Origin of the sequence: Nesterenkonia flava, assembly GCF_031432335.1 — a bacterium.
Taxonomy (GTDB): domain Bacteria; phylum Actinomycetota; class Actinomycetes; order Actinomycetales; family Micrococcaceae; genus Nesterenkonia; species Nesterenkonia flava.
In genome coordinates, this window is sequence record NZ_JAVKGT010000008.1 from 56,907 (window position 1) to 78,597 (window position 21,691).

The following is a 21,691-nucleotide window of genomic DNA, read 5'->3' on the forward strand; positions in this document are numbered from 1 at the left end:
TCCTGGCAGGATCGGTGACTGGAATGTCACCCCCAGTACGCGTCAGATCCCGGCTCACCTGTGGGACGGTCCCTACTTGGGTGCCGGCGGCATCGGCATGTCGCCGAATTCCTTGCCGGTCTCCCGGTGCCATTGCAGGCGGGTCTCGTGCAGGACTTCTTCGTATTCGCGGCGCAGTTGTGCTTCGATGTCACGCTGCCGCCACGCGTTGCGTTCTTCCTCGTCGCGGCGAGTGATCTTGTCGATGATCCACTGCACGAGCTTCGGCAGGATCGTTCCAAGTCCGAGGGCCGTGGCCAGTGGGATGATGGTCTGCAGTGCTTCCGTCATGGCGGGCACCCCTCCTGTCCGCCGTTAAAGTCGACCTTGGCCGAGTACTGTCTCCCGGGCTGGTGCGATGGGGCGCTGCCACACGTAGACCGCGCGCGCGATGATCCCCAGCAGGCCGATAGTGACTTCACCGGCCTGGAGTAGCCGGTTTCCGCTCCCCTCAAAATGCAGAGCGATGATGACAAGCACATAAATGAGAGTGCCGATGCCGGCCAGCAGTGCCGCCCATCGTTCGAGCTTCCATTCCCCGAACAACGCGGTCGGGGCGCCGATGAGCCCACCAATGACCAGCAGTGCGGAGAGGGAGTACATGGACACCCCACCAACCGCGCCTTCAAGGGAGCTTGGCTGATTGATGATCGCGTACCCCCCGGCGGCGAACGCCACCAGGTAACCGATGGTTGAGAGGATGGTGAGCCACTTAGGTGTCGCGACCCTGGACCAGAACCACCGCGGGATCCGTCGATGAGGGCTCATGGGGAAGTCTCCCGTGTCGTATGGGTCATGCCCGAACCATGACAGGAGACCTTGCCGCCCGGTGGGACGGGGAGCCCTTCAGGAAAGCTCTATCCAGGACCGCCATCCCGAAGTGTGCTGCGTCCTGAAGTAGAGGCGGTTCTGGTTCATGTTGAAGAGCAGCTGAGCAGTCATGTCGTCATGGTGCGGGGCTGCTATCACCAGCAGCAGCGATGCGGTGCCGGCGGTGCTGGGCATGTTCGCGTTGGACCCGGTGATGTAGTAGAAGCCTGCGCGGATGAGGGTGTTGAGGTTCGCTGTGGTCGAACCACCCCAGTTGACGAGGTTCTGCAGCTCCACGACCCCGGCAAGGGTGGCAGCCGCGGCGGGCAGGCGGCTTCGGTCGAGCACCCCGGAACCGATTTGGGATGCAGGCAGGGCAGGGATACGGGCTAGTGCAAAGGAACCGGTGGTGATTTCACTGGCCGCATGCGTGTGTGACGACGGCGCTCGGGTGTTGATCTGCTGGGTCACATAGTCGCGGTTGGTGGGGTGTCCTCCGCTGGTGGGGGCAGGGATGGCGAAGTGACCTGAGCTGTTCCGCTGGACCAGGGTGCCTCCGGTGTTGTTCGGGGTAGCGGAGGACAGCATAGAGAAGTGCGTGGTGCTCAACGCGCCGCGGTTGCTGACAGTGGCCAGAGGCAGACGGTTGCTGTTGAACTCTCCGCTAGTGACCCGGGATGCAGGAAGGTCAGGGATACGCGCCAGAGCCAGGGTCCCGGTGATGTCGCCAGCGGGATGAGTATGAGATGACGGTGCCCGGGTGTTGATCTGCTGGTCCACGTACTGCTTGTTGGTGATGTGAGTGGAGTCGACCGGGCTACTGATCCGGGCCCTGCCGTCGTCGTCTCGCTCCACGAGGGTGTTCGGGGTGCCGGCTTGGGTGGACCGGTCCAGCTTGGCCTTGTCTCCGGAGCTCATCCCCCCGTGGCTGGTTGAGGTGGCCAAAGGCAGGGGGTGGACGTGGTCCGCCCGGGCCGCCTGGCGGGAGGTACCTTCGCTGCCACTTCCGCCGAATGCGGGAGCCGCTGGGGTGCCGCCTTGGCCGATACGGTCGACCCTCTCCCATTCCGTCCCGGTGTCGAGGTAGATTTCCCGCCGGTCGGTGGAGTACCAGATCGTGCCCCGTATGCCTGCCGTCGGGCGGTCTGCGTGCGCGCCCTGCCGAGTGATGGCCACAAGGGAATCCAGCAGCTGCATCCGGTCATTGAACTCAGTCCGGGTCGGGTGCATATCCGTGCCCGACGTGTAGGTCGACAGTGCCAACCGGTCGGTGTACTCAAGAGCCATACCCAGAGAATGTGGCGCAACGGACCGTCCCTGTGGGACGGCAAGGCTTAATCAGACCGTTCCCCTGGGGTACGTGATTGTGAAGACGAAGGTCTCCCCTTGGTAGGTCTGCGCGCGCGACCCGGGATAGAGCACGTTGTGTGGGAGCACCACCCGCCGGTCACTCCACACCTCGACTTCAGCAGGACCGACCCCGCGCACTGTCGCTGATGGTGAGGACTGGGTGCGCCCATCGTATGGCCGGTACCGGTCAGGCAGCTGTGTGCTGATCACCCGGTCAGTGCCGATCCTCAGCCTGCCAATGATGGTGGCATCATTTCCGACGATCTTCCCCCGCAAGTACTCGTGGTGCGGGTCCACAATCGACCACCCGTTGGTGAGATGGGAGGCGAGGTCTTCCCACCCGTGTACATCAGGGTAGGGCTGGCCAGGGAGTACCTGTGACACCGTCATGCCTGCCTCCTCGGGTAGCTGATACTGAAGCTGTAGTAAGTCCCTCGGAGCTGCTCAATGGTCGTGCCGGCGGGGAAGCTACTAAGCGGCAGGACGAGTGCACCATTGCCCCAGATGCTGACCTCGCACGCGGCCCTGATCCCGCGAGAGAAGGCCGGCTCCTCTACTGGTCGGGACGGGCGTATCTCCGCGGGCAAGGTGCCGATTGTAACGACGCTACCCACACGGAGCCTCGCGCGCAGATGGACCGTGTTCGGCTCCGTCTTACAGAGCAGGTAGGTCGCAGAGTCAGTGACGTCCCAGTCGGCGCCCGTGACGATGTGTGAGACGTCATCCCAACTAGGTAAGCCTGGGTATCTGGCGGTCATGCAGCCCTCCTGAGGTATTCGTGGCGGATCAGCACCGTCCACTCCCGACCGTTGGCGACGTCTGCAGCAGCGTCGTCGAAGTGCAACCGCCCGTTGGTCTCAAAGAACATGCGCACGTCCCCTCGGGATTGGGTCCAGGCGGTGAGGACTTCCTGCCCCGCCGGGCGCACCTCAGGGGGAAGCACGTTTGCTGGGATCAGATCCATGCTGGTGCCGAGTCGCGTACGCACGTGTAGGTGCCCCAGGTTGTGGCTCAGCAGAGCTCGGCAGTGCCATGCGCTGCCAGCGTCGGCGCCACCCGCGCCTTCCCACGACGAGTCCATGTAGGGACGTAGATCCACAAACGCTCCCACGCCGGGAAACGCTTGCCCGGGAACCATTGGCAGCTCGCTCATGCTGCCCTCCAGGTGGTCATTGTGAAGTTCAATTGCGGCACTTCCGACGGCGTGGGGGTGTTCCTCAGTGGCGCGATGATCCGGCCCTGGGGGTTCGCTACTACCTGCCCAGCTGCCCCGTTGAGGTTCGCGTAGGCCGAAGTCATGGATCCCGCCCGCAGGTGCCTAGGGAGGCCGGAGAGCAGCACGTAGCCGCCGTCCTGAGTGGGTTGCTGATACTCGGGCGTGACCAGTAGCCAGACCGCGTAATGGATCGTGTTCCCGTCAATCTGCGCTGCTACAGCGCCCGTAGCTCTGGGCTGCAGACCAGCAACCAGGTAACCGCTGAGGTCCACCCATGGGTGTTGAGTCTCGTAAGCCTGACCGGTAAGTGCTGTATCGCTCATGTGTACCTCCGGAGGGCTCGGAGCGTGAACTGTAGCTGCCAGCCGTCACGTAGGTTCAGGCCCGCGATGCTGGCGGCACCGTTCCTTCCGAAGACGACGCGGACCTGCTGAAGGTCCAGCCATGCCGTCGTCACCGTATTGGCTTCCGGCACAAGCCGGAGCGGTAGCCCCTGCAAGAATCTCTGATCTGGCAGCTCCGGGTTAGCACGGTCGATGTTGAGCCGGATCAGGTAATCGATCATGTTCCCGTCCTGCACCGCCTGCGCAGACGTCGGCTCGGTCGCTGACACGGCGGCAACCAAGTACGGTCTGAGGTCTTCGGGTGGATTCTTGGCGGGATACAGCGGGCTCATGCGCCCCTCCTCGCCATGAAGTCCAAGGTGAGCTGCGTGGAGCTTTCTAGGTTCGGATTCGAGCCGACCACTAAGAGCCCACCGGCGCCGCCCCAGTCGAATCGGACCAGGTCACTTCCGATGAATCCGCTACGAATAGTCTGCGATCGAGGCCTCGCATCGGGTTCAACAGCGAAGTTCCGGAGCACCGTCCGGGAGTCCTGCAGCTGCGCCCGGGCGATGCGGACACGAAGCGAGACGTAGAGCATCTCCCGACCCACTGCGATGAAACAGTCCCCCTCATTCCAAGGGGAAAGCCCCGGTGCCAAGGCTTCACTGATGTCCCGGACATCATCCAGGTTCGGGTATCGGGCGCTCACACAGACCTCCGCTGGTGCAGGATGCTGAAGGTCACCCGATCACCTGCCACCAGCACGGGATATGCCGTGGTGGATAGCAGGCGACCCGAGGTGGTGATTGATAGCCCTAGGGGCTCGACGAGATTCCGGTGGCCCTGGATGGCCTGCCCGCCGACTGGTGTGACATTCGGAGGTAGACCCTCAGAGAGCACCCGTGTGCCAGATGCCTCTTCCTCCACGATGATGTCCAGGGAGAGGTGCCCGACGTTAGCTGATACCGGTGACCACCACGCGGTGCGGGAGTTCACCGCGACGATCCCCGGGGCGAGAAAGCTGCGCAGGTCGGCTACACCGTCGATGCCGGGGTACCGGGCCGGAAGCAGAGGGAGATCGGTCACGAGACTGCCCTCGCCGTTGTGAGTAGTACCTTCAGGCACCCGCCTTCACGGAGATAGCGACCTCGTGCCGAGTCCAAGTGGATGAATCCACTCGTCTGGAAGACCACAACTGCGCTCGTCGAATCACCATGCAGCGCCGTCGCCTGGTCCAGCGCCAACGGACGCAGTCCCTCCGGCAGTCGCACGAAAGTCGTAGCGTCCAAGGGAGTCTGAGAAGTCGGCGCCACCCAAAGAGAGTAGGTAACCTGATTGGCGCCCACGAAAGCGTGACAGGACCCAGGTGTGCGAGCCCGTACACCATTCAACAGGTAGGGCTCGAGGTCTAGCGGCGCACCCAATCCCGGATATCGGGCAGGGAGAGCAGTCAGGTCTGTCATGCCCCGATGATGAAGACCGCGTCCCGCATGATGTGGGAGGGTCAGGCGGAGACCTCGATGGGGGTAGTCAACTGGACCCGGGTGACCCCTACCCGTCCTGCCTTCCCCGCCATGGTGCCGCCCAGCACTGCCACGCGCAACTGGATCTGCGCATTGGCCGGCGCGTTGAAGTCCTGAGCGAACCGATACCGGTGCCGGTCCCCCGCCGAGGTGATCTGACTGACCGTCACCGTCGCCTGTCCGACCCCATTGACCTGGGGGCGCGCCCAGAACCTCGTGAAGTCCCGGAGCCCGTCAGTGATCACGTCATACTCCACCCGATAGGACCGTGCCACATTCTGAGGCGTGTAGCCAGGGATCACGAAGTCCCGAGTGGTGGCACCGTTTCCGTCGAGACTGGTGACACTGGACATGTTCCACCAGGTGATGGTGTCGAGCATGTTGGCGGTGAAGATGTTCTCAGCTACCTGTAGGGCGGCCTCGTAAGCGTTAAGGCGAGCGAAGACAGTGCCGCCGAGCTCTTCGGTATTCGCGGCGACCTGGGCCTCCAGAGAGTCCACACGACCCGCCAGCGAGGGATCCACCCCGGCCCCGGGGTTGATGACGATGAAGTCATCTTTGCGTCCCTCCACGGCGGCAACCAGGACACGGTCACCCACCGACGGAGCCACACCAACCCATGGAAGGGGTCCATGGTGCGCCTGACCCGTCAACCGGGGAATGACCACATACACACCGGCACGGTGATCGTCCTCATCACGGTCACGGACCACACTCACCTGGGCACGCCACACCGCCGGGATACGGCTCTCCCCCGACTCCGTACGGCGAGACTGCCGGGCCGCCTGCGTCGCTCTGCTGATCGCGCTCACGACTGCTCCTCCACCTCACGTGCCGTCCTCACACCCATGTACCAAAGCCCAGGCAGACAGAAAACCTCCGTATACCGGTCCTCCTCAGGGGACTCCACCAGCGCCAGATGCTCCCCAATGGACTCCACAGCCCCAGCCGGCGTCAGCAGCGCCACACGATCCTCATCACGGACACGCGCGACCATCCACCAACACCGCCGAGACCCTGCATGACCGCCCCGCCGCAGGAACTCCAGCAGCCGGGCATCCGTGTCCGGGACCCTCACGTAAGGGACACGCTCGAGCACCTGAGCAACCTCCACCGTGTGCACGTTCCCAGGCCGCCAGAAGTCCGCATCCAAGTCGAAACCCCGCCCGTACCGGTAAGCCACCAGAGGCAGGACCTCACGGCCGAGCACGCCCGCCCACGCCCGGCTCACAGTCGCGGCCTCCGCGCAGTCAACCGCACAGCCTCAGACCGATGTAGCGGAATGCTGACCTCACTGATGACCCACTGCCCATTGGCGCGCCCCAAGATCCCCGACACGTCCAGCCGGTCGCCCGGCCGCAGGGCATCCGCGTCAGGAGTCAAGCACCCCACCTGAAATTCCTGATCCTCTGGGGTATGCCCACTGAACCGGTACTTTCCGTCGAACCCATCCGTGAAGTCACCAGGCCCGTCGTACCGGAAGCCGACACGCGCCGCGCTACGGGACGCCACCCATGAGGGCTTCCCGAACACGATCCGGTCACCAGTGTCGAAGAGCCAGCAGTTCAGCTCCGACGCCATGGAGGTCATCACATCCCACGTCGATTCACGCCGGTCACCCTCCGGCTTCTCCCGCACGAACTCTTTACTGCCCAGACCATCCTGGACCGCGTGCTTCACACCGACCTCATCACACCGTGCACGTACCCACTGGGACACCGACTGCTTCCCCCAGTTCCTCTCCCCCGTCTGGCCGCGCAACCTCGCTACCCACAAGCTAGGAGCCTTCACGGTCAACATGGGCACACCAGTACGCCCGTCCAGTGTCGGACCGTCATCGCTGAGGCGACCACGCCACCCCGACACGCCCCCATACCGGAGCGTCTGCCCGGGATTCAGCACACCCGACCGGAAGATCTTCAAGTCACCCGAGTCTTTGAAGGTCAGCTCCATCTCCATGACCCGCGTGATCCCCACACTGATGGACGCACGAGTACACGCTTCCTGCAGATCAGCGCTTAGGTTGTTGCCACTGATCTGGATCTTCTGGAGACGACTTTCTTTGTCGAGAGCACTCACAGTCCGGAGAATGCCCCAGAATCATGCGTCACGGTGGGACACCAGCAGTAAGATCATAAAAAGCCCCGCGACGGCTGCCACCGCCCGGGGCCATGACCAACACTTGAAAAGGAAGTGCCGGTATGGAAAAGGCTACCTGCAATATCGAAGACTGCACCAAGGACGTCTACGCCCGAGGGAACTGCAACCCCCACTACCAGTACAACAAAAAGCACCACCCAGAGCTCCTTGCTCCACTGAAAGAACCTGAAACCGAATGCTCTGTCTCTCAGTGCCAGAAGAATCCCAGGGCACGCGGCATGTGCCCCATGCACTACGCCCGCTGGAGGAAGTACGGAGACCCCACCCTTCTAAGGCCGAAGCAGAAGGATGAAACCTGTTCGATCGAAGACTGTGACGGACAGGCCAGCAAGCGAAAAATGTGCACCAAGCACTACCAGCAATGGCGTAAAGAGAACCTCCCCCGTACCCCTAAACCTCCCTGCTCTGTAGAGGACTGTGACGAGCCCGTATATGCAAAAGGCCTCTGCACTCACCACTACAACCGCATGCGCTATACCGGTGCGCCCACCACGGGAACTCGTCGCACAAGGTACAAAACCCCGCAGGACTCTTTTGCCGCCCGCACGCGTCAGGAAGGGGATTGTCTTGTCTGGAGGGGAACCCTCTATGGCAACGGGTATGGGGAGATTAGTGTGGGCAACGGAAAGAAGCGCCTCGTTCATCGATGGGCATGGGAGCAAGAAAACGGCCCCATCCCCGACGGGATGCAGATCGACCACATGTGTCACAACCGAGCTTGTGTCAACGTGCGACATCTGCGCCTCGCTACCCCAAAGCAGAACCTAGAAAACATGCTCCGTGGGAACCTCGATAGCAAAGCTGGCGGTCTCCGAGGCGTCAGTTGGGACGAACTGCGTCAGAAGTGGCACGCAACAGTGGGGCACGACGGTAGATCCATCAACTTGGGCCACTACGACTCGAAGGAAACAGCCGCCTATGTCGCTCTCGGTGCACGACTGGCTCTGTTCAAGTTCAACCTCGCAGACCAATCCATCCTGATCATGTCCAACGACTAATCACTTAGGCGGGATTCGAAACCTTTGCCCGGGGAAGATGCGATCGGGGTTGCCGCGCTTGTCGATCTCGGCCTTGTTTGCGCGGTAGATACGCGGCCATTCCATCGCATTGCCGTAGTAGCGTTGGGCGATCTTGGAGAGCCAGTCCCCTTGGACGACGGTGTGCCACCGGTACGTGCTCTGTTTAGCGTTCGCGCCCCGAGGCTTCGGTGGTGGCGGGGACTTTACGATCTTCGCCGTGGTCTCTTGGTACTCGACGCATCGCCAGTGCAGGGTCGCTCGGGAGATCCTTGAGTTGTCGGGGTTCATCCGGTGCACGTCGATCCGGAGGTCCTCGATCAGCCACCACCCCCACCACTGTCGGGGCATGTTGGAGAAGCGGACGGGGATGGCGTGCACGGCCTTGTCTCTGAACCAGTTCACGTCGCCCTGCACACTGGCGTAGGGGCTGGGGTGGGCCATGGTCTGCTCGAATTGCAGCCGCAGGAGGTCATCGCTGCTGCGCCGGGTGACGGGTTTCATGCCTGGCCGGTCGAGCTCGCTGATGTGGGCGTTCCCGTCGAAGGTCCATGTGTTGGGGACGATCCGCATGGGCCGGGTGGCGCCGCCTTTGGCTGTGACGGTGACGCTGCGGTGGGACTGTCGGCCAGCGAGGATGCGTGCGGTGGGCATCAGGAGGAGCCTCCATAGTCTCGGGTCTCGGAGTCGCGCAGGATCTCCTCGAGGGCTTCGCGGAGCTGCTCGAGGTTGACGTGTCCCTGCTCGTTGGCTTGGACGGTGACGCTGATGGGCGCTTCGACTCGGGTCTCGTACCGGACCAGGGTGGTGGTGCCTCCTCCGTTGCCGGTATGGGCAGGGGCGGATGGTGCCGGAGCTGACGTGGCGGGTCGGCCGCCGTTGGCGTATGCCTCGATGGCGTGCAGACCGCGGTCCAGGTATCCCGGGTCGGCGGCGAGGTGCTGAACCATCGGCGAGTCCTGGTTGATGAGGCCCAGCACCCGGTCGTACTTATCGGAGGCTCCCCTGTTGATGACCCATTCCCGGTCGTCGACCCACGCCAGGGGTGTCCCATCCCCGGTGACACCGAGGATCTTGTCCTGGCCCAGGCCGGTGGCGGGCAGTCGGCCACCGGTCGCCAGGGAGGGTAGTCGGCCGCCGGTCGCGAGGTTCGACCGGAGGTTGTCGACGATGCTGCTCACACGAGAGGTGACGTTCTGCGTGACATTGGCGACGATGCTGACTGTCCTGGTGCGGGCGAGGTTGTTCAGCTCAGTCTCGGCGGCGCCGGTCAACGCTTCCGCGATCACGGACGTGGACCAGGATGTGCCGGTGAAGGCGTTCATGGTCCCGCGGGCCTGCATGTCTTCGGCGAGGATCTGGGCCATGGCACGGTAGTCACCGTTGGTGAAGGCGGTGATGACAGCGTCGGCGTCAGCGCTGTCGCCCATGATGTCTACGACCGCTTGCATGTTCCCTGACATCAGGGCTGCGATGATTTCTTGGGCGTGCTGGTCATCGCCCATGATCTGCACCGCGGTCTCGAAGTCACGCAGCTGCAGTGCCTCGAGTGTCGCCTCAGCCTCTTCGACGTCGGCGCCGACACCCATGAGGATCTGCCCGTCCTGCTCCATCAGACCCCGCAGGGTCTCCTCCATGATGGACACTTCCTGTTCGAGGGCCTGCTGGTCGACGTGCGCCTGAATCTGGGCCAGGAACTCCTCATTCTCAAGGGCGCTGAGCACTGCCTGCGCGTCGGCGTCGTCGGCGATCATGTCGATCCACGCCTCATGGTTGCCGTCGGTGAAGTGGACCATGGCCTGCGCGGCCTCGAAGTCGTCGGCATAGAAGTCGATGGCGGTCTCCCACTCACCGTGGGCGAACTCCCGCATCATCCGCTCAGCGTCCTGGATGCGCTGCTCTGACTCCTTCATCTTCTGCTCGTCGACAGCGATCTCGAAGTTGAATTCTGTGCCCTCATGCTCGCCCAGGGACTCGAGCATCCCCTGAGCGGCTTCGAGCGCCCAAGTATCGGTCTGAAAATCGATGGACGGGTCGATTCCCGTCATTCCGTGGATCAGCTCGTCCACTTGGTCGGCTGCAATGCCGTTTGCTTCTGTCCAATTTGTGATTGCCGTGTAGGCATCATTGAGGTTCGCGGCGACGGTCTCCGCCGACTCCCCAGCCATTGCGTTAGCCTGCGCCAGTGCGAATCCCTTTTCACCGACTTCGGTCAGTTCTTGGAAGTTGCGGAAGCCTGCCTCAGTGGTGACGTCCAAGGTCGGCACGAAGTCCTCGGAGGTGGAAAGTTCTGCCAGTTCCCGGAGCTGGGCGTGGTAGTTGCCCAGGGCTTCGGTGGCATCACGTTCGACGAGACCAAGAATGCGCAGTCCCTCGATGAAGTTGTCCAGGGCCGCTGCGGATTCGCTCACGGATTCGGCGAGGTCACTGGCGGCTTGCTGCGTGGCGGAGAGGTCCGGTTGCGCGTTCTCAAGCTCCTCGAGCTCCCCGGCGAGATCGGAGGCTGCGTACTCGCCGGACCGGTAGGCGTCGACGACGTCGCGCCACGCGGCCCCTGCTCCCAGAGCTTCCAAGGCGGCCTCGCTGGTGGCGATCTTCAGCAGCTCTTGGTCGGAGACCGTCTGCCCGGCGGCTGTGGCTGCGTCTCGGATGGCGTCCACCATCTGCGGGTAGTTCGAGGCGATCTCATCGGCGGACCAGCCGAGGTCCTTGGCTTCGTCGGTGATCAGCTTGAATCCGGCTGCGGCCTCAGCGAAGTTCCCCTCATGGAACGCACCGAGGATGGCTTCGTCGAGGTTCGCGACGGCCTGGTCGGCAGCGTGAGACGCCGTGGTGATACCGACAAGGTCGCCGGTCCAGCGCTGCAGGTTCCGGAAACCACCGGAGTCGGCCAGTCGCATGGCCTCGGAGAGGTCGTTGACGGATCGGCCCATGGAACCGATGGCTCCGTCGAAGTTGATGATCATCCCGGCGTCGAAGTCGTTACCGGATGCCATGCGCCCCAGTTCGCGGGAGAGCTGGGAGACGCTCGCGGTGACGTCGTCGACGTCGTGGGAGAGGGATCGGGCGATAGCGAGACCACCGAGGAGCACCGCTGCGCCGGCGGCTACCGGCCCGATCCGGCGGAGCATACCCATGAGCCCTTGGCCGCCAGTGGCCAACCGTCGCATAGAGTCCCAGGCGCCGGAGAAGCTGAAGCCGAGGGTGCGCATCGCTTCGCGTGTGTCCGCGATGCGGGGCAGGAGGAGGAGGAAGGAACCGGCAGCCAAGGCGCTAACACCGGCGATCCCGGAGATACCGACCACGGCGGCCTGCACAGGGCTTGGGAGCAGCTGGAATCCTGATGCGAGGTTACCGACGGCGCTGATCATTCCGCCGATGACAGGTGCCACGTATGCGCCGGCGTCGATGGCGGCGTCCTGGACCTGCGCCCATGCTGCGGTGATCTGCGCCTGGGTGGTGTTGTAGACGTGCCCGGCCTCGTTGGTGAGGGCCACGTTCTGCGCCCATGCGTCGTTGCCCCGGTTGATGGCGTTGCCGAGTTGGTCACCGGCGAGAGCCATGTTGGCCAGGGACCGGACGGTGCGCACCTCACCGAGCCCGACCTCGCTAAGCACGGACTGCAGGTCTCGTCCTTCACTGGCTGCGGTGCCCAGACCGAGAACGAATGCTTCAAGTCCAGCTGCGGCGTCTTCCTGCCAGAGCGCCGAGAGTTCCTCAGAGCTCATGCCAGCGATGTCGGCCAGTCGCTCGAGGTTCTCGTTGCCTGTTGCGACGGAGGAGTTGATCTCGTACATGGCCTTGGAGACCGCGGTGCCGCCAGCGGCGGACTCGATGCCGACCGATGCCATAGCGGCAGAGATGCCTAGCACGTCGCCTTCTGTCATGCCCATCTGCCGGGAGGCGCCGGCGAGGTTCTGGGCCATGTCCATGATTTCGGACTCAGTGGTCGCACTATTGTTGCCGAGGTCGACGATGGCGGAGCCGAGCCGGTCCATGTTCGAGGTCTCGGTGCCCATGACGTTGGCGAACCGCTGCATGTTGGTAGCGGCTTGCTCTGCAGTCATGTTGGTGGCGACACCCATGTCGATCATGACTCGGGTGAAGTCCTCGACGTCGGTGACGGCCACGCCTAGCTGTGCGGCGCTGGCGGCGACCTGGGTGACCTCGGAGTGTGTGGTGGGGAGCTCGCGGGCGATCCCGCGCAGGCTGTCCTCAAGTTCGTTGAGCTGCTCGGGGGTGCCGGCGGTTCGACGCATCACGTCGGCCCAGTCGGACTCCCACTGGATCGCCGCGGCACCCGCCAGTCCGAGGGCGCCGGTGATCGCTCCACCGACACCAATGAGGGTGGTGCCGAGCTGCCTGAACTCTGCCTCGTTGGCTCGCGCCGAGTTCATGAGGTCATCGAGGCTGCGCCGGGACTGCTCACTGGCAGGGGGTATCGATTGGAGACCCTCAGCGACGATGGACACGGAGTCCCCTGCGCCGTTGAGCTGGCCCTGCAGTCCGTCGACGGTGACACCCAGTTCTGCCGCGGATTGGCCGGCGAGGCTGAAGTTCCCGGCGCTGGTGCCTACCGCGGTGCCCGCAACCAGGGCAGCATCGGAGATACCGGTCATGCCTTTGCCGACCCCGGTGGCCGCCTTGCTAGCCTTGTCTGCTTCCCCGGTCAGCTGGGTGGTTGCCTTACTAACCCCGGTGACGGCCTTAGTGACCCCAGTGGCCTGGGATTCCATCTCACGGGTGGTCTTCCGGGAGGCGTCCTGCGACCGGCGATTGGCGCGCTTCGAAGTCTTCTCGAACTCAGCCAGGCTGGCGTTGATCTGGTTAAGGTCGCGGGTGGCCTGGTCTGCCACTTCCACAGTCAGGCGGACTGCTTCTGCCATTCCGGGCCACCCCCGATCCTTCAGTTAGTGAGGCCGCCGTTTCCGGGCTTCGGCCTCTTGTTGGCGTTTCTGTTCTGCGTCCGCCTTGGCTTTCTTCTGGCGGTCATTGATCTCGTTGACGGCTGCTAGCCAGATGGCCTGCCTCCACGGGGACCTCTCCTCGAGCACCTGCACCGGGTCCACGCCCACCAGTTGGTGGATGGTGACCGCGAGCTTGAATCGGGGGTGCTCTTGGATGGCCTCCGCGAGGCGGGCTAAGGGTCCAGCGGCTCGGCAGAGATCCCGAACCCGGCGGCTTCAAGCACTGCGGTAGCCAGGCCGGCGATGTAGCCGGGGCCGATGAACTTCTCGACGGCCTCGTATGTGGTGGTGATGTCCTTGCCCCAGTCGGCTTTCTGCACGACTCGTTCCAGGAATTCGGGGTGGGTGAAGGTCAGCGGGTGCCCGTCGCTGGCTTTGATGGGCTGGTAGTCCTCGTCGGTGGCTTCATCGGCGGGCTTGCCAGAGAGGTTGAACCGCAGGCCGGTGTTCTGGTTCTGGAGAACCGCACGGTGGAGCCGGAAGAGGTCAATCTCGCCCTTCTGGTTACCGCGGCGTCCGGCACGGTTCGGCGCCGGCTTCCGGGAGGCCTCACGCATCTGCTCCAGCTCATCGGGGTCGATGTAGATGCTGAAGTCCGCGTGCCAGTTGGGACGGAAGTCCAGGGGCCAGGTCTTGGATTCCTCAAGCTTGCCGGCGATGTCCTCGACCATCAGGTCGAACGGGGACGGCTGCGTCTCCTGGGTGACGGGGACGTCTCCGAGGCTGCTGTTGACCTCGTCGGGGACGCCGTAGGTGTTCTGCTCGTCGCTCACGTGAACCTCTCTCAGGGGTATCCGCTACACACCCCGGTTGGGGTGCTGGGCTGAGAATGGTCCGGTTCCGGATACAACTGTGGGACGGCACCACACCAACGGCGAGAGGGGTGGTGCCGCCCCACAGTTTTGGGCGGGAGAGGGAAGGGGTTGGTCTAGCGTGCGGGCCCGGTGTTGGCGAAGGTCAGGGCGATCTGGCCCGGAGAATTCGAGCCAGCCTGGGACTCCATCTCCTGCACGCCGGTCAGCAGGCAGTTCGGGTAGGTGACGGGTCGGCCGACCTTCGCGCCGGTCTCATCGAGCTCCTGCACGGTGATGGTGCGGCGCACGATGTTGGACTTGTCCCGGAACTGTCGCAGCCACGCTTCGTCCTCGTGTCGCTTGTCCCGGGTGAGGGTCAGGTCGGTGAAGGTCGCCACACCTGCGAGCAGGTCGTAGTTCGGAGAACCACCGTTCCAGGAGATCTCCGAGCCGCGCTCGAGGTTTCCGCCGGACTTCTGGTTCCACTGGTGAGGGATCCCGCTAATACGGACATCCACACTGTGCTGATTCAGCTTTCCCACTGGTCTTGATCCTTTCTAAGTGAGTGATTCTTGTCAGAGGGATGCCGCCAGCGGCACCTTCGTGATCTCGACGTTGATGAGCTTCGCGACCGGGGAGAGCTTCACTGCCACATCGGCGTAGAGCTCATTGCGGGACAGGGTCGTGGTCGTGTTGTTGGTGGCGTCGACGTTGACCCGGTATCCGGGGTGGAGGAGCTCCCCGGCGCTGTCCTGCTCGGCGTAGAGACCACCGGCGTCAGCGATAGGGGCGAGCACACCCTCGATCTCGGATTCGATCTGCCCCAGGAGGATCCCGTTGCCGTCGATGGTGCGCCAGATGTACTGCTGCAGCACTGACTGGAAGAGCCGCTTGAGGTTGTTGATGATGTCGCGGGACTTCAGCAGGCCCCAGTTCTCGCGGTCTGCCGAGAGGCTGGACCAGTTGTTAAGGAAGACGGGTCCGCCGGCGGACTCGATGCCGTTGACGAAGGCGTCATCCAGGCGGTCCAGGACATCACTGGTGATGGGGGTTGCGGTGCCGGTGACGTAGCGGGCCCGTGCGGGCAGTCCGGCGGGAGTCGTCCAGAACTCTCCACCCTGGAAGGCGCGGGCGCGCACAGCGGCCACGTAACCCTCTGGGGAGATGAGCCGGGTGGAGTTGCCGTCGGGGATCCGCACCCAGGGGTAGAAGAGTCCCGCGTACTCGCCGGGCAGGGTGGCCTGCAGCTCTGCGGAGAGGGTCTCAATCTCTCCGACGGTTGCGTCACGCTCGCCAGCCAGCAGGGCGATCTTCCGGTGCTCCTGCGCGTAGGTGGCCAGTTCCCCGCCGATGACATCAGCCGGGTAACCCGGGACTGCGACGGCGCCGCCTTCACCGGACGTACCAGCATCGTCCAGAGCCTCCATGATGGAGGCCACCGTGATGTTCTCCCGGTCATCGGCGCCGCCGGCCAGGTCGAAGGTCCCGGTGGCGAGGTTGAAATTCTCGGGCTCCTCGGTCAGGGACTGGATCGTCCAAGCACCGGTGTAACCAGCGCGCTCGACCAGCTGGGCCACGGAGGTGATACGGGACCAGGAGGCCACGACTTCGCCGGTGGTGTCGAGGATCCGGACGGTGTAGGCGCCGTCGGTGCCTTCCACCTGCACCTGGTATCCGTTGGCGAATCCGCCGGCGAAGGCAGCCTCGACACGCACCAGGGGGGTGAGGTCTTCACTGGCGGTGGTGAGCTCCACTGCGGCGGGGGTAGCGGCGGGGCCGACCACGCGGGACACCAGGAGGTCGGCGCCGCCTTCCTGGAAGAAGACGCGGGCGGTGTCGAACATGTCCGCGGAGTAGGCCGTGCGGGCGCCGTAGACGTCCTGGTAGTTGGCGAAGGATCGGATGTGCTCCGCGCGGCCGGTGGGGCCTGCCTGGGTGGCGCCTGCGATGTGCAAGATGCCTGCCGGTGCGGAGATGTTGGTGGGTCCGGACTGGGTGCTGCTGGTGAGGTTGACACCGATGTTTCGTGCCATGGTCAGCTGGTCTCCTCTGCGGTGGTTTCGCTGGTGGTGGTCTGGGTGTCACCGGTGTCGGTGCTCCCGTGATCCCCGGATTCCTCCGGGGTGGTCTCGGTGGGGGCGGGGATCTGTGTCTTGGTCTCCGCAGGGGCGACGTGGGTCTGCTTGCCGGAGCTGCGCCGCTTCCGAGGGGTCGGCTCTGGCATGGGCTCCTCCTGTGCTGGGGCGGTGGCGCCAGGGATCAGGCGGCCGCGAGCCAGGAGACGGTTCACCCGGTCATCTGCGGTGACAGTCCGGGTGGTGTGCGGCGCGAGACTGTGTCCCTCGCTGGTGAAGACGACCGGCTCCCCGTTGGGGTTGTGCACGCTGATCTGTGTCATGCGGCCACCATGTGACCGGCAGAGCGGCGCGTGTGGGACGCCAGCTTGCTTAAGGGATCAGGCCCGTCTCTGGGGTGTGTGCGGTCTCAACGAGGCCCACGGGGATACGAATGTGAGGGGTCAGTTCTGTGGCGATCACGTCGAAGTCCGTGAAGGCTTCCAGCAAGTGCTTCTCGGTCTTGGTGCTGTAGGACTGACCGCCGACGATCTCCACGTAGTTGGTGAAGTCGATGATCGCTTTCTCCGTCGCCATGGCAGGAGTCTCGTGGTTGGCGTACAGCAGCTTGGTCTGGACCAGAATGGTCCGAATCACCAGCAGGAGCCGGTACCGCTGCCGGGCAGCTTTGTACTCGTCCCCGTCGGTCACATGGGTTGCGATACGGAAGGGGTAGGTCCACCGGGTTTCGTCGTAGACGCCGTCGGACTCACGTATCTGAGTGGTTCCACCGCGGGTCGGGGTGTCCCTAGGCACCACCATCCAGGTCGGGAATCGACCCTTGGAGACGATGTCTGCCCAGGCGCTATGAATGTCCTCGCCTTTGGGGGTGATGATCGCCCCGGCCGGAACCTCCGGGGTGTGCTTCTCGACCAAGCGCGCGACCGGCTCCCCCTGCGTGTTCAGGAGCCGGACCAGGGCGCGGACGATGGTCTCGTGGCCGATCATGTGCTGACCCCTTGGAAGGCGTGCTGATGGAGGATGTCCGCGAATCGGCGTTCGAGCTCACCGGGCATGTCGTCGACGATCTTGCGGACAGGGTTATTGCCCATCCCGTTCTGGTGGTACTGGGCGTACTCGACCTGGGTGCCAGCGATCAGTCGGTGGTTGCTGATGTCCTCGACACCGAAGGGTCGGGTGCTCATGGAGTCGCGTAGCTCACCAGTACGGGTCAGGATCGGGGCACCCGGGTAGTGGGCGTTCTTCCAGGCCGCGTACTTCAGTGACAGTGGCGCCCAGTTTCCAGCCGCGAACCGCTCTGCTTGTTCCCCTGCGTAGGCGTCGGCCATCTTGTCCAGGGCCGGTCGCATGTCGCTGACATTGTCGCCGAAGCGGTCCAGCATCATCCGGAAGGGCTTGAGCCCGGACCCGTCGAATCTGAGGGTGTACGGCATCTGTCACCACCCACGTCGCAGGTAGTCGGGCACCTCTGCGCCGGGCGCGACCCCGTCGAAGTCCTCGGGTGTGTTCTCCCGGACCCATTCGTCTCGGAAGATCGGGGGCGGGAATCCCCCGGCGGGGCCTAGCCGCGGCGTGGGGTCCTCAGTGGTGGGCGGGTTCGCGATCAGGTCATCGAGTGCTTCCTTGAGGTCCTCGAGCATTACCCTGTACCGCTGCCAGAGCACGTTGCCGTAGGAGGCGTTGTCTTGGACTCCGGCGCGCTGGGGGTAGGCGGCGTCCACCAGGATCGCGGCCGCATGGGTCTTGACGACCGTGGGCAGCGCGGACTCAAACTCAGTGAGCACGTCGACGCCCAGACGGTGCCGGCGCATCAGGGCGATGCTGACGGCGTTCCCGGCGTCGAGAATCCACTTCTCTACGACAGACGTTTTGATGCGCTTATTGATCTGAGCCTGGGCGCCACCGAAGACATCATCTTCTACGGGGATCGTTTCCCCGGTGGCGTCTGGGTGCACATCGGCCTGGGAAGCCAGCGCCACCACGTCGGTGACAGTGACTCCCCAGGCCGGCGCTGTGGGGGTTTCGGGCATTCGCCTTAGACCTTCTGGAGGAATCCGTGCTTGACGCCGCGGTCGATCTTCTCCGCGGTAGCGATGACGGTGTCGCCCTTGTGGGCCTGCTTGCGCACACCGTCCTTGGTAGTGAGCTGGTAGACGCCCTTGACGACGATGGCGTGCACTGTTCCGTCGTCGACCTGGACCTCATGGCCATTCGCTGCGGGTGCCGGTGCCTCAGTCTGGGCGTCACCCGCGCCGGCGACCACACCCTGGGGTGCAGTAGCCGGCGCGCCGGTGAACTTCGAGAAGTCCGGGACGGCCGGGGCGGCTGGGGCCTCGACGTTCTCGGTCTCCTGACCGTCGTTCTCGGTGGTGTCCTCCGAGGGGGCAGAGGTGTCAGCCGTCTGCTTGGCTCGGGCTTCCACCAGCTCGCGGATCTCATCACGGGTGAGGTCCTTGAGCTCGGCTTCCTCCACGCCCTTGGAGATGGCGTACTCCGTCCATTCCTTGGTGGATGCGTTGCCGCGGGGGGCGTCGCTGAGAATGTCAGTCACTGACGATCACGCTCCTGCGAATCCGGTGACCTTGACGATGGCCCCGGGGTCGGTGATGTAGGGGACCACGCTGCGCCATGCCTGGTAGACCTTGACGCGGCGCTTCTTGTCGTCCCACTCGTCGGTCTGGATGCCGTTGTCCTCGTCGCCGAGAGCACCGGCCTTGTCGCGGTCGATCAGCCACAGCTGGCCGGCGCGGACACGGTTGGAAGGCACCCAGTTCAGGCCCAGGTAGCCCTCGAAGTAGGGGTCCACGATGGGGCTGGTGACCTCGGTGGCCTTGGTCAGCTCCTCGCGGATCTCCTTACGGGCCCAGAGGTACCGGCGCAGGTCTGCGGGGTTGATGACCACGGTGTTGATGTTGTAGGCCAGGGCCGGGTTGTCGGTGGGGTTGTCCTCGGCCTGACCGCGGGCGAGGATCAGGTCGCTGATCGGGTCGGAGGTAGCGGAGGCCCACTCGGTGTCGAGTCCGTACTCGTGGATGTCCTGGTCCGCCTCGAGCTTGGCCATCGTGATTCCGTCGATCTTGCGAATGACGGCATCTGCCAGGTGGCGCACGTAGCGCTGGATGGCCCGGTTCTCGCTGCGCTTGATGGTGCGCAACGGAATCTCGATCTCAGCACCGTACTCCTTGGCGACGTCGTAGAGGGGCTCCACGTCGCCGACGTCGATCTGCGTGAACTCAGTGCCCGGGGCACGCTCTTCAGCGCCACGGGTGCGCTGGTTCGCTGCGGACTCGGGGGTCACACGGTCGTACACGACGCCGCCGTTGTTGGCATCCCCGGGGGCGAAGATGAAGTCAGCGAGGTTGTTCTGGAAGGTCAGATCCTCCAGGACCCGGCGGACCCGTGTGGGGTTGGTGATGAATTCCTTGCCGTACTCGGCAGGAACCTTGTTCGGGGGGTAGATCATGATCGGTTTCCTTCCGAGGGTCAGGAGAGGTTGAGCTTGACGACGGCGGCGCTGTTGGCTGCGGCGGGGCGAACGTACACGCCGACGTGGGCGTTGGCGCCGGCGGCGGAATCGGTGGTGACACGGCCCTCGGCGTCTGCATATGCTGCCTGACCCTTGCGCGCCTCAGTGGCGGTGAGGATGGGCTGCACACCAGAGACCGCCACGTGGGTGGTCTGACCAGCCGGCACGGCAAATCCCACGACACCGGCAGGGATCTCCCCGGCTTCATCGCGAGTGGCCTGGACATGCACGATCTGGTCGGATCCGGCCGGCGGGGTGGCGAAGTATGCGATCCGCTCAGCGGTCACGTCGGTGGTGGCCAGACCTGTGATGTCCTGACCTGGACGGAAGTAGGCGACAGTCTTTGCGGGCATGGTTCACTTGCCTCCCTTGAAGAAATGGGTGTCCATCTCGGCGGTCTTCTGGTCGATGACCTCGTCGGCGTCGTGCGCGTAGGCGGCGAGGTCAGAGCCGAGCTCCTCGGTGGAGAAGCTGTGGCCCTTGGGCAGGCTGGAGAGCAGCGACGCGGTCAGCTGCTCGTTGTCGTCCAGGCCCTTGCGCCACTTCTCTGCCTCGCTGGGGACGATGCGGCCGGTCTTCAGTGCGGAGCGAATGATGCCGTCACGGCGCTCTTTGTCCTTCTCCGCGCGGATGTCGGAGAGCTGGGTGAGCGCTCCGGAGAGCTGGGTCTGCATCTCGTTGAACCGGGCCTCGCTCAGCAGTACGGTGCCTTCGGGAGCCTTGAACTGTGCGGCTGCGGCGAGCTCTGCGCCCTGGCCGTTGTCGTTGTCCTCAGGCGCCTCGGGAGTCTCCGGGGTCTCGTTGTCGTTGTCCTCAGGTGCCTCGGGCGCCTCAGGGGTGTCGTCGTGGTTCTCGATGGCTTCGAGGACTTCCTCAGTAGTGGCGTCCTCGGAGAGCCCGAACTCAGCTCGCAGCACCCGCAGGTGCTTGTCGGTGAACATCTGCTGTTCTCCTTCATCCGGTGTGGAGGACGCAGGCTCGGTCTGCTGTGATGCGCCCATGGCGGCACCATCCGGCTTCTGGGAAGGCTCGTGTGGGACGCCAGCACCCTGGGAGAAGGAGGGGGTCGGTACCGGCTCGTAGGTGCGCTTGACCTGGACCTGGACCGGTTGCCCGTTGAGGACCACGGCTCCCGTGTCCTGGACGGTGTAGGTGTCCTGCCAGGAGCTGAAGGAGAAGTCCACGTCCCCGGTGGCGTCGCTGGTCTGGGTCTCGATCTCGTACCAGACGTGCTCGTCGTCGAAGTCCTCTACCCACGCGAATCCGTTGGTGACGGCGCCCTTGACCGCGTCGCGTAGCGCCTTGCGCAGGGACTCGGAGGTGTGACCCCCCGGGTAGGCGAACCGGGCGGTCAGGCGCGTGGACTTACCGGTGTGGTGAATGCTGAGCTGGGACTTGCGCTGCTTGAAGGCGGCGTGAACATCCGCCAGGCCCTTCACGGCCGGCGGGGTGGCGCCCAGCAGGGACACCGCCGTCATAACGACCGGGTAGGACTCGACGACTTCGTCCTTCTCGTTACGAAGCTCTACCTGCCAATCGATCTCCACGGATCGCTGCGGATAGGCGGAGGGCAGCTTCTGCGCCAGTTCGGCGGGCACATTGATGTAGTCACCCACGAGGGTGGAGCCGGTCTCAGTGTCGACGATCCGGAGGTTGTCGACCTGACCGTAGGCGGGCTCACCGTCCCAGTCGGGGTTCTCGAAGCGGGGGTCGGTGTGGCCGATCTTGATGACTGCCAGTGGAAGCGTGCGGGCCTCGAAGGCGGTAACGATGTTCTGCAGGTCGTCCCGGGTGATGGTGACTTCACCTGTGCTGGCCTGCCAGGTGCCGGTCTTCAGGAGTTCGACGTTGGCAATAGTGACGTGGTCCATGTCCCGGAGCATGGGAAG

At 64.2% G+C, this 21,691-nt stretch carries 26 protein-coding genes; 1 reads left to right on the forward strand and 25 read right to left on the reverse strand.

Features of this window, described 5'->3' with window-relative positions; translation table 11 throughout:
- Positions 1 to 72 precede the first annotated feature (72 nt).
- The 12 genes from RH857_RS04465 to RH857_RS04520 form a co-directional block, all read right to left on the reverse strand.
- Positions 73 to 330 carry a hypothetical protein gene (locus tag RH857_RS04465; RefSeq protein ID WP_310536768.1) on the reverse strand — a complete coding sequence of 86 codons (258 nt, stop codon included), beginning with the start codon at positions 328 to 330 and terminating at the stop codon, positions 73 to 75.
- 24 nt (positions 331 to 354) lie between these two features.
- A complete protein-coding gene (locus tag RH857_RS04470; RefSeq protein WP_310536769.1) occupies positions 355 to 807 on the reverse strand; it encodes a hypothetical protein in 453 nt (150 codons plus the stop codon).
- Between the two features lie 78 nt (positions 808 to 885).
- The gene (locus RH857_RS04475) at positions 886 to 2,136 is read right to left on the reverse strand and encodes a pyocin knob domain-containing protein (protein WP_310536770.1); all 1,251 of its coding nucleotides are present in this window, start codon (positions 2,134 to 2,136) and stop codon (positions 886 to 888) included.
- Between the two features lie 51 nt (positions 2,137 to 2,187).
- Positions 2,188 to 2,589, reverse strand: a complete 402-nt coding sequence (locus RH857_RS04480) for a hypothetical protein (protein WP_310536771.1) — start codon at positions 2,587 to 2,589, stop codon at positions 2,188 to 2,190.
- 364 nt (positions 2,590 to 2,953) lie between these two features.
- Positions 2,954 to 3,352, reverse strand: a complete 399-nt coding sequence (locus RH857_RS04485) for a hypothetical protein (protein ID WP_310536772.1) — start codon at positions 3,350 to 3,352, stop codon at positions 2,954 to 2,956.
- Positions 3,349 to 3,738: a hypothetical protein gene (locus RH857_RS04490; protein ID WP_310536773.1), complete on the reverse strand. Its 390-nt coding sequence runs from the start codon at positions 3,736 to 3,738 to the stop codon at positions 3,349 to 3,351. Before RH857_RS04490 ends, RH857_RS04485 begins: the two co-directional genes overlap by 4 nt.
- Positions 3,735 to 4,091: a hypothetical protein gene (locus RH857_RS04495; RefSeq protein WP_310536774.1), complete on the reverse strand. Its 357-nt coding sequence runs from the start codon at positions 4,089 to 4,091 to the stop codon at positions 3,735 to 3,737. The genes RH857_RS04490 and RH857_RS04495 overlap by 4 nt, the downstream gene beginning before the upstream one ends.
- Complete coding sequence (locus RH857_RS04500) at positions 4,088 to 4,450, reverse strand: hypothetical protein (protein ID WP_310536775.1); 363 nt, start codon at positions 4,448 to 4,450, stop codon at positions 4,088 to 4,090. The genes RH857_RS04495 and RH857_RS04500 overlap by 4 nt, the downstream gene beginning before the upstream one ends.
- On the reverse strand, positions 4,447 to 4,827 hold the full coding sequence (locus RH857_RS04505; protein WP_310536776.1) for a hypothetical protein: 381 nt from the start codon (positions 4,825 to 4,827) through the stop codon (positions 4,447 to 4,449). Before RH857_RS04505 ends, RH857_RS04500 begins: the two co-directional genes overlap by 4 nt.
- Positions 4,828 to 5,245: 418 nt before the next feature.
- Positions 5,246 to 6,076, reverse strand: coding sequence for a hypothetical protein (locus RH857_RS04510; protein ID WP_310536777.1), 831 nt, complete (start codon positions 6,074 to 6,076; stop codon positions 5,246 to 5,248).
- Complete coding sequence (locus RH857_RS04515; RefSeq protein WP_310536778.1) at positions 6,073 to 6,495, reverse strand: hypothetical protein; 423 nt, start codon at positions 6,493 to 6,495, stop codon at positions 6,073 to 6,075. Before RH857_RS04515 ends, RH857_RS04510 begins: the two co-directional genes overlap by 4 nt.
- Positions 6,492 to 7,223, reverse strand: a complete 732-nt coding sequence (locus tag RH857_RS04520) for a hypothetical protein (protein ID WP_310536779.1) — start codon at positions 7,221 to 7,223, stop codon at positions 6,492 to 6,494. The genes RH857_RS04515 and RH857_RS04520 overlap by 4 nt, the downstream gene beginning before the upstream one ends.
- Positions 7,224 to 7,465: 242 nt before the next feature.
- On the opposite strand from RH857_RS04520, the gene RH857_RS04525 reads away from it, so the two are divergent.
- A complete protein-coding gene (locus RH857_RS04525) occupies positions 7,466 to 8,422 on the forward strand; it encodes an HNH endonuclease signature motif containing protein (protein WP_310536780.1) in 957 nt (318 codons plus the stop codon).
- Here RH857_RS04525 and RH857_RS04530 read toward each other — a convergent pair whose 3' ends face one another.
- The 13 genes from RH857_RS04530 to RH857_RS04590 all read right to left on the reverse strand — a co-directional run bounded on the left by RH857_RS04530 (position 8,423) and on the right by RH857_RS04590 (position 21,673).
- Positions 8,423 to 9,094, reverse strand: a complete 672-nt coding sequence (locus RH857_RS04530) for a LysM peptidoglycan-binding domain-containing protein (protein WP_310536781.1) — start codon at positions 9,092 to 9,094, stop codon at positions 8,423 to 8,425.
- On the reverse strand, positions 9,094 to 13,326 hold the full coding sequence (locus RH857_RS04535) for a phage tail tape measure protein (protein WP_310536782.1): 4,233 nt from the start codon (positions 13,324 to 13,326) through the stop codon (positions 9,094 to 9,096). The genes RH857_RS04530 and RH857_RS04535 overlap by 1 nt, the downstream gene beginning before the upstream one ends.
- A gap of 254 nt (positions 13,327 to 13,580) precedes the next feature.
- Positions 13,581 to 14,180, reverse strand: coding sequence for a hypothetical protein (locus RH857_RS04540; protein ID WP_310536783.1), 600 nt, complete (start codon positions 14,178 to 14,180; stop codon positions 13,581 to 13,583).
- A 155-nt stretch (positions 14,181 to 14,335) separates the two neighbouring features.
- Positions 14,336 to 14,743, reverse strand: coding sequence for a hypothetical protein (locus RH857_RS04545; RefSeq protein ID WP_310536784.1), 408 nt, complete (start codon positions 14,741 to 14,743; stop codon positions 14,336 to 14,338).
- A 33-nt stretch (positions 14,744 to 14,776) separates the two neighbouring features.
- A complete protein-coding gene (locus RH857_RS04550; RefSeq protein ID WP_310536785.1) occupies positions 14,777 to 16,234 on the reverse strand; it encodes a hypothetical protein in 1,458 nt (485 codons plus the stop codon).
- Positions 16,235 to 16,236: 2 nt separating this feature from the next.
- Positions 16,237 to 16,599 carry a hypothetical protein gene (locus RH857_RS04555; RefSeq protein ID WP_310536786.1) on the reverse strand — a complete coding sequence of 121 codons (363 nt, stop codon included), beginning with the start codon at positions 16,597 to 16,599 and terminating at the stop codon, positions 16,237 to 16,239.
- Positions 16,600 to 16,648: 49 nt separating this feature from the next.
- Complete coding sequence (locus RH857_RS04560) at positions 16,649 to 17,263, reverse strand: hypothetical protein (RefSeq protein WP_310536787.1); 615 nt, start codon at positions 17,261 to 17,263, stop codon at positions 16,649 to 16,651.
- Positions 17,260 to 17,709 carry a phage virion morphogenesis family protein gene (locus tag RH857_RS04565; RefSeq protein WP_310536788.1) on the reverse strand — a complete coding sequence of 150 codons (450 nt, stop codon included), beginning with the start codon at positions 17,707 to 17,709 and terminating at the stop codon, positions 17,260 to 17,262. The genes RH857_RS04560 and RH857_RS04565 overlap by 4 nt, the downstream gene beginning before the upstream one ends.
- Positions 17,710 to 17,712: 3 nt before the next feature.
- Entirely contained in the window at positions 17,713 to 18,306 is a 594-nt protein-coding gene (locus RH857_RS04570; RefSeq protein WP_310536789.1) for a hypothetical protein, read from the reverse strand.
- Between the two features lie 5 nt (positions 18,307 to 18,311).
- Positions 18,312 to 18,827, reverse strand: a complete 516-nt coding sequence (locus RH857_RS04575; protein ID WP_310536790.1) for a hypothetical protein — start codon at positions 18,825 to 18,827, stop codon at positions 18,312 to 18,314.
- Positions 18,828 to 18,833: 6 nt separating this feature from the next.
- The gene (locus RH857_RS04580; protein WP_310536791.1) at positions 18,834 to 19,739 is read right to left on the reverse strand and encodes a phage major capsid protein; all 906 of its coding nucleotides are present in this window, start codon (positions 19,737 to 19,739) and stop codon (positions 18,834 to 18,836) included.
- 20 nt (positions 19,740 to 19,759) lie between these two features.
- On the reverse strand, positions 19,760 to 20,155 hold the full coding sequence (locus RH857_RS04585; RefSeq protein WP_310536792.1) for a DUF2190 family protein: 396 nt from the start codon (positions 20,153 to 20,155) through the stop codon (positions 19,760 to 19,762).
- Positions 20,156 to 20,158: 3 nt separating this feature from the next.
- Entirely contained in the window at positions 20,159 to 21,673 is a 1,515-nt protein-coding gene (locus tag RH857_RS04590) for a phage protease (protein ID WP_310536793.1), read from the reverse strand.
- Positions 21,674 to 21,691 lie beyond the last annotated feature (18 nt).

Excerpts from the sequence above, each read along its gene's own strand:
- RH857_RS04465 (WP_310536768.1), bottom strand. The coding sequence starts at position 330 with ATGACGGAAGCACTGCAGACCATCATCCCACTGGCCACGGCCCTCGGA.
- RH857_RS04470 (WP_310536769.1), bottom strand. The coding sequence starts at position 807 with ATGAGCCCTCATCGACGGATCCCGCGGTGGTTCTGGTCCAGGGTCGCG.
- RH857_RS04475 (WP_310536770.1), bottom strand. The coding sequence starts at position 2,136 with ATGGCTCTTGAGTACACCGACCGGTTGGCACTGTCGACCTACACGTCG.
- RH857_RS04480 (WP_310536771.1), bottom strand. The coding sequence starts at position 2,589 with ATGACGGTGTCACAGGTACTCCCTGGCCAGCCCTACCCTGATGTACAC.
- RH857_RS04485 (WP_310536772.1), bottom strand. The coding sequence starts at position 3,352 with ATGAGCGAGCTGCCAATGGTTCCCGGGCAAGCGTTTCCCGGCGTGGGA.
- RH857_RS04490 (WP_310536773.1), bottom strand. The coding sequence starts at position 3,738 with ATGAGCGATACAGCACTTACCGGTCAGGCTTACGAGACTCAACACCCA.
- RH857_RS04495 (WP_310536774.1), bottom strand. The coding sequence starts at position 4,091 with ATGAGCCCGCTGTATCCCGCCAAGAATCCACCCGAAGACCTCAGACCG.
- RH857_RS04520 (WP_310536779.1), bottom strand. The coding sequence starts at position 7,223 with ATGGAGATGGAGCTGACCTTCAAAGACTCGGGTGACTTGAAGATCTTC.
- RH857_RS04525 (WP_310536780.1), top strand. The coding sequence starts at position 7,466 with ATGGAAAAGGCTACCTGCAATATCGAAGACTGCACCAAGGACGTCTAC.
- RH857_RS04530 (WP_310536781.1), bottom strand. The coding sequence starts at position 9,094 with ATGCCCACCGCACGCATCCTCGCTGGCCGACAGTCCCACCGCAGCGTC.
- RH857_RS04535 (WP_310536782.1), bottom strand. The coding sequence starts at position 13,326 with ATGGCAGAAGCAGTCCGCCTGACTGTGGAAGTGGCAGACCAGGCCACC.
- RH857_RS04550 (WP_310536785.1), bottom strand. The coding sequence starts at position 16,234 with ATGGCACGAAACATCGGTGTCAACCTCACCAGCAGCACCCAGTCCGGA.
- RH857_RS04555 (WP_310536786.1), bottom strand. The coding sequence starts at position 16,599 with ATGACACAGATCAGCGTGCACAACCCCAACGGGGAGCCGGTCGTCTTC.
- RH857_RS04560 (WP_310536787.1), bottom strand. The coding sequence starts at position 17,263 with ATGATCGGCCACGAGACCATCGTCCGCGCCCTGGTCCGGCTCCTGAAC.
- RH857_RS04565 (WP_310536788.1), bottom strand. The coding sequence starts at position 17,709 with ATGCCGTACACCCTCAGATTCGACGGGTCCGGGCTCAAGCCCTTCCGG.
- RH857_RS04570 (WP_310536789.1), bottom strand. The coding sequence starts at position 18,306 with ATGCCCGAAACCCCCACAGCGCCGGCCTGGGGAGTCACTGTCACCGAC.
- RH857_RS04580 (WP_310536791.1), bottom strand. The coding sequence starts at position 19,739 with ATGATCTACCCCCCGAACAAGGTTCCTGCCGAGTACGGCAAGGAATTC.
- RH857_RS04585 (WP_310536792.1), bottom strand. The coding sequence starts at position 20,155 with ATGCCCGCAAAGACTGTCGCCTACTTCCGTCCAGGTCAGGACATCACA.
- RH857_RS04590 (WP_310536793.1), bottom strand. The coding sequence starts at position 21,673 with ATGGACCACGTCACTATTGCCAACGTCGAACTCCTGAAGACCGGCACC.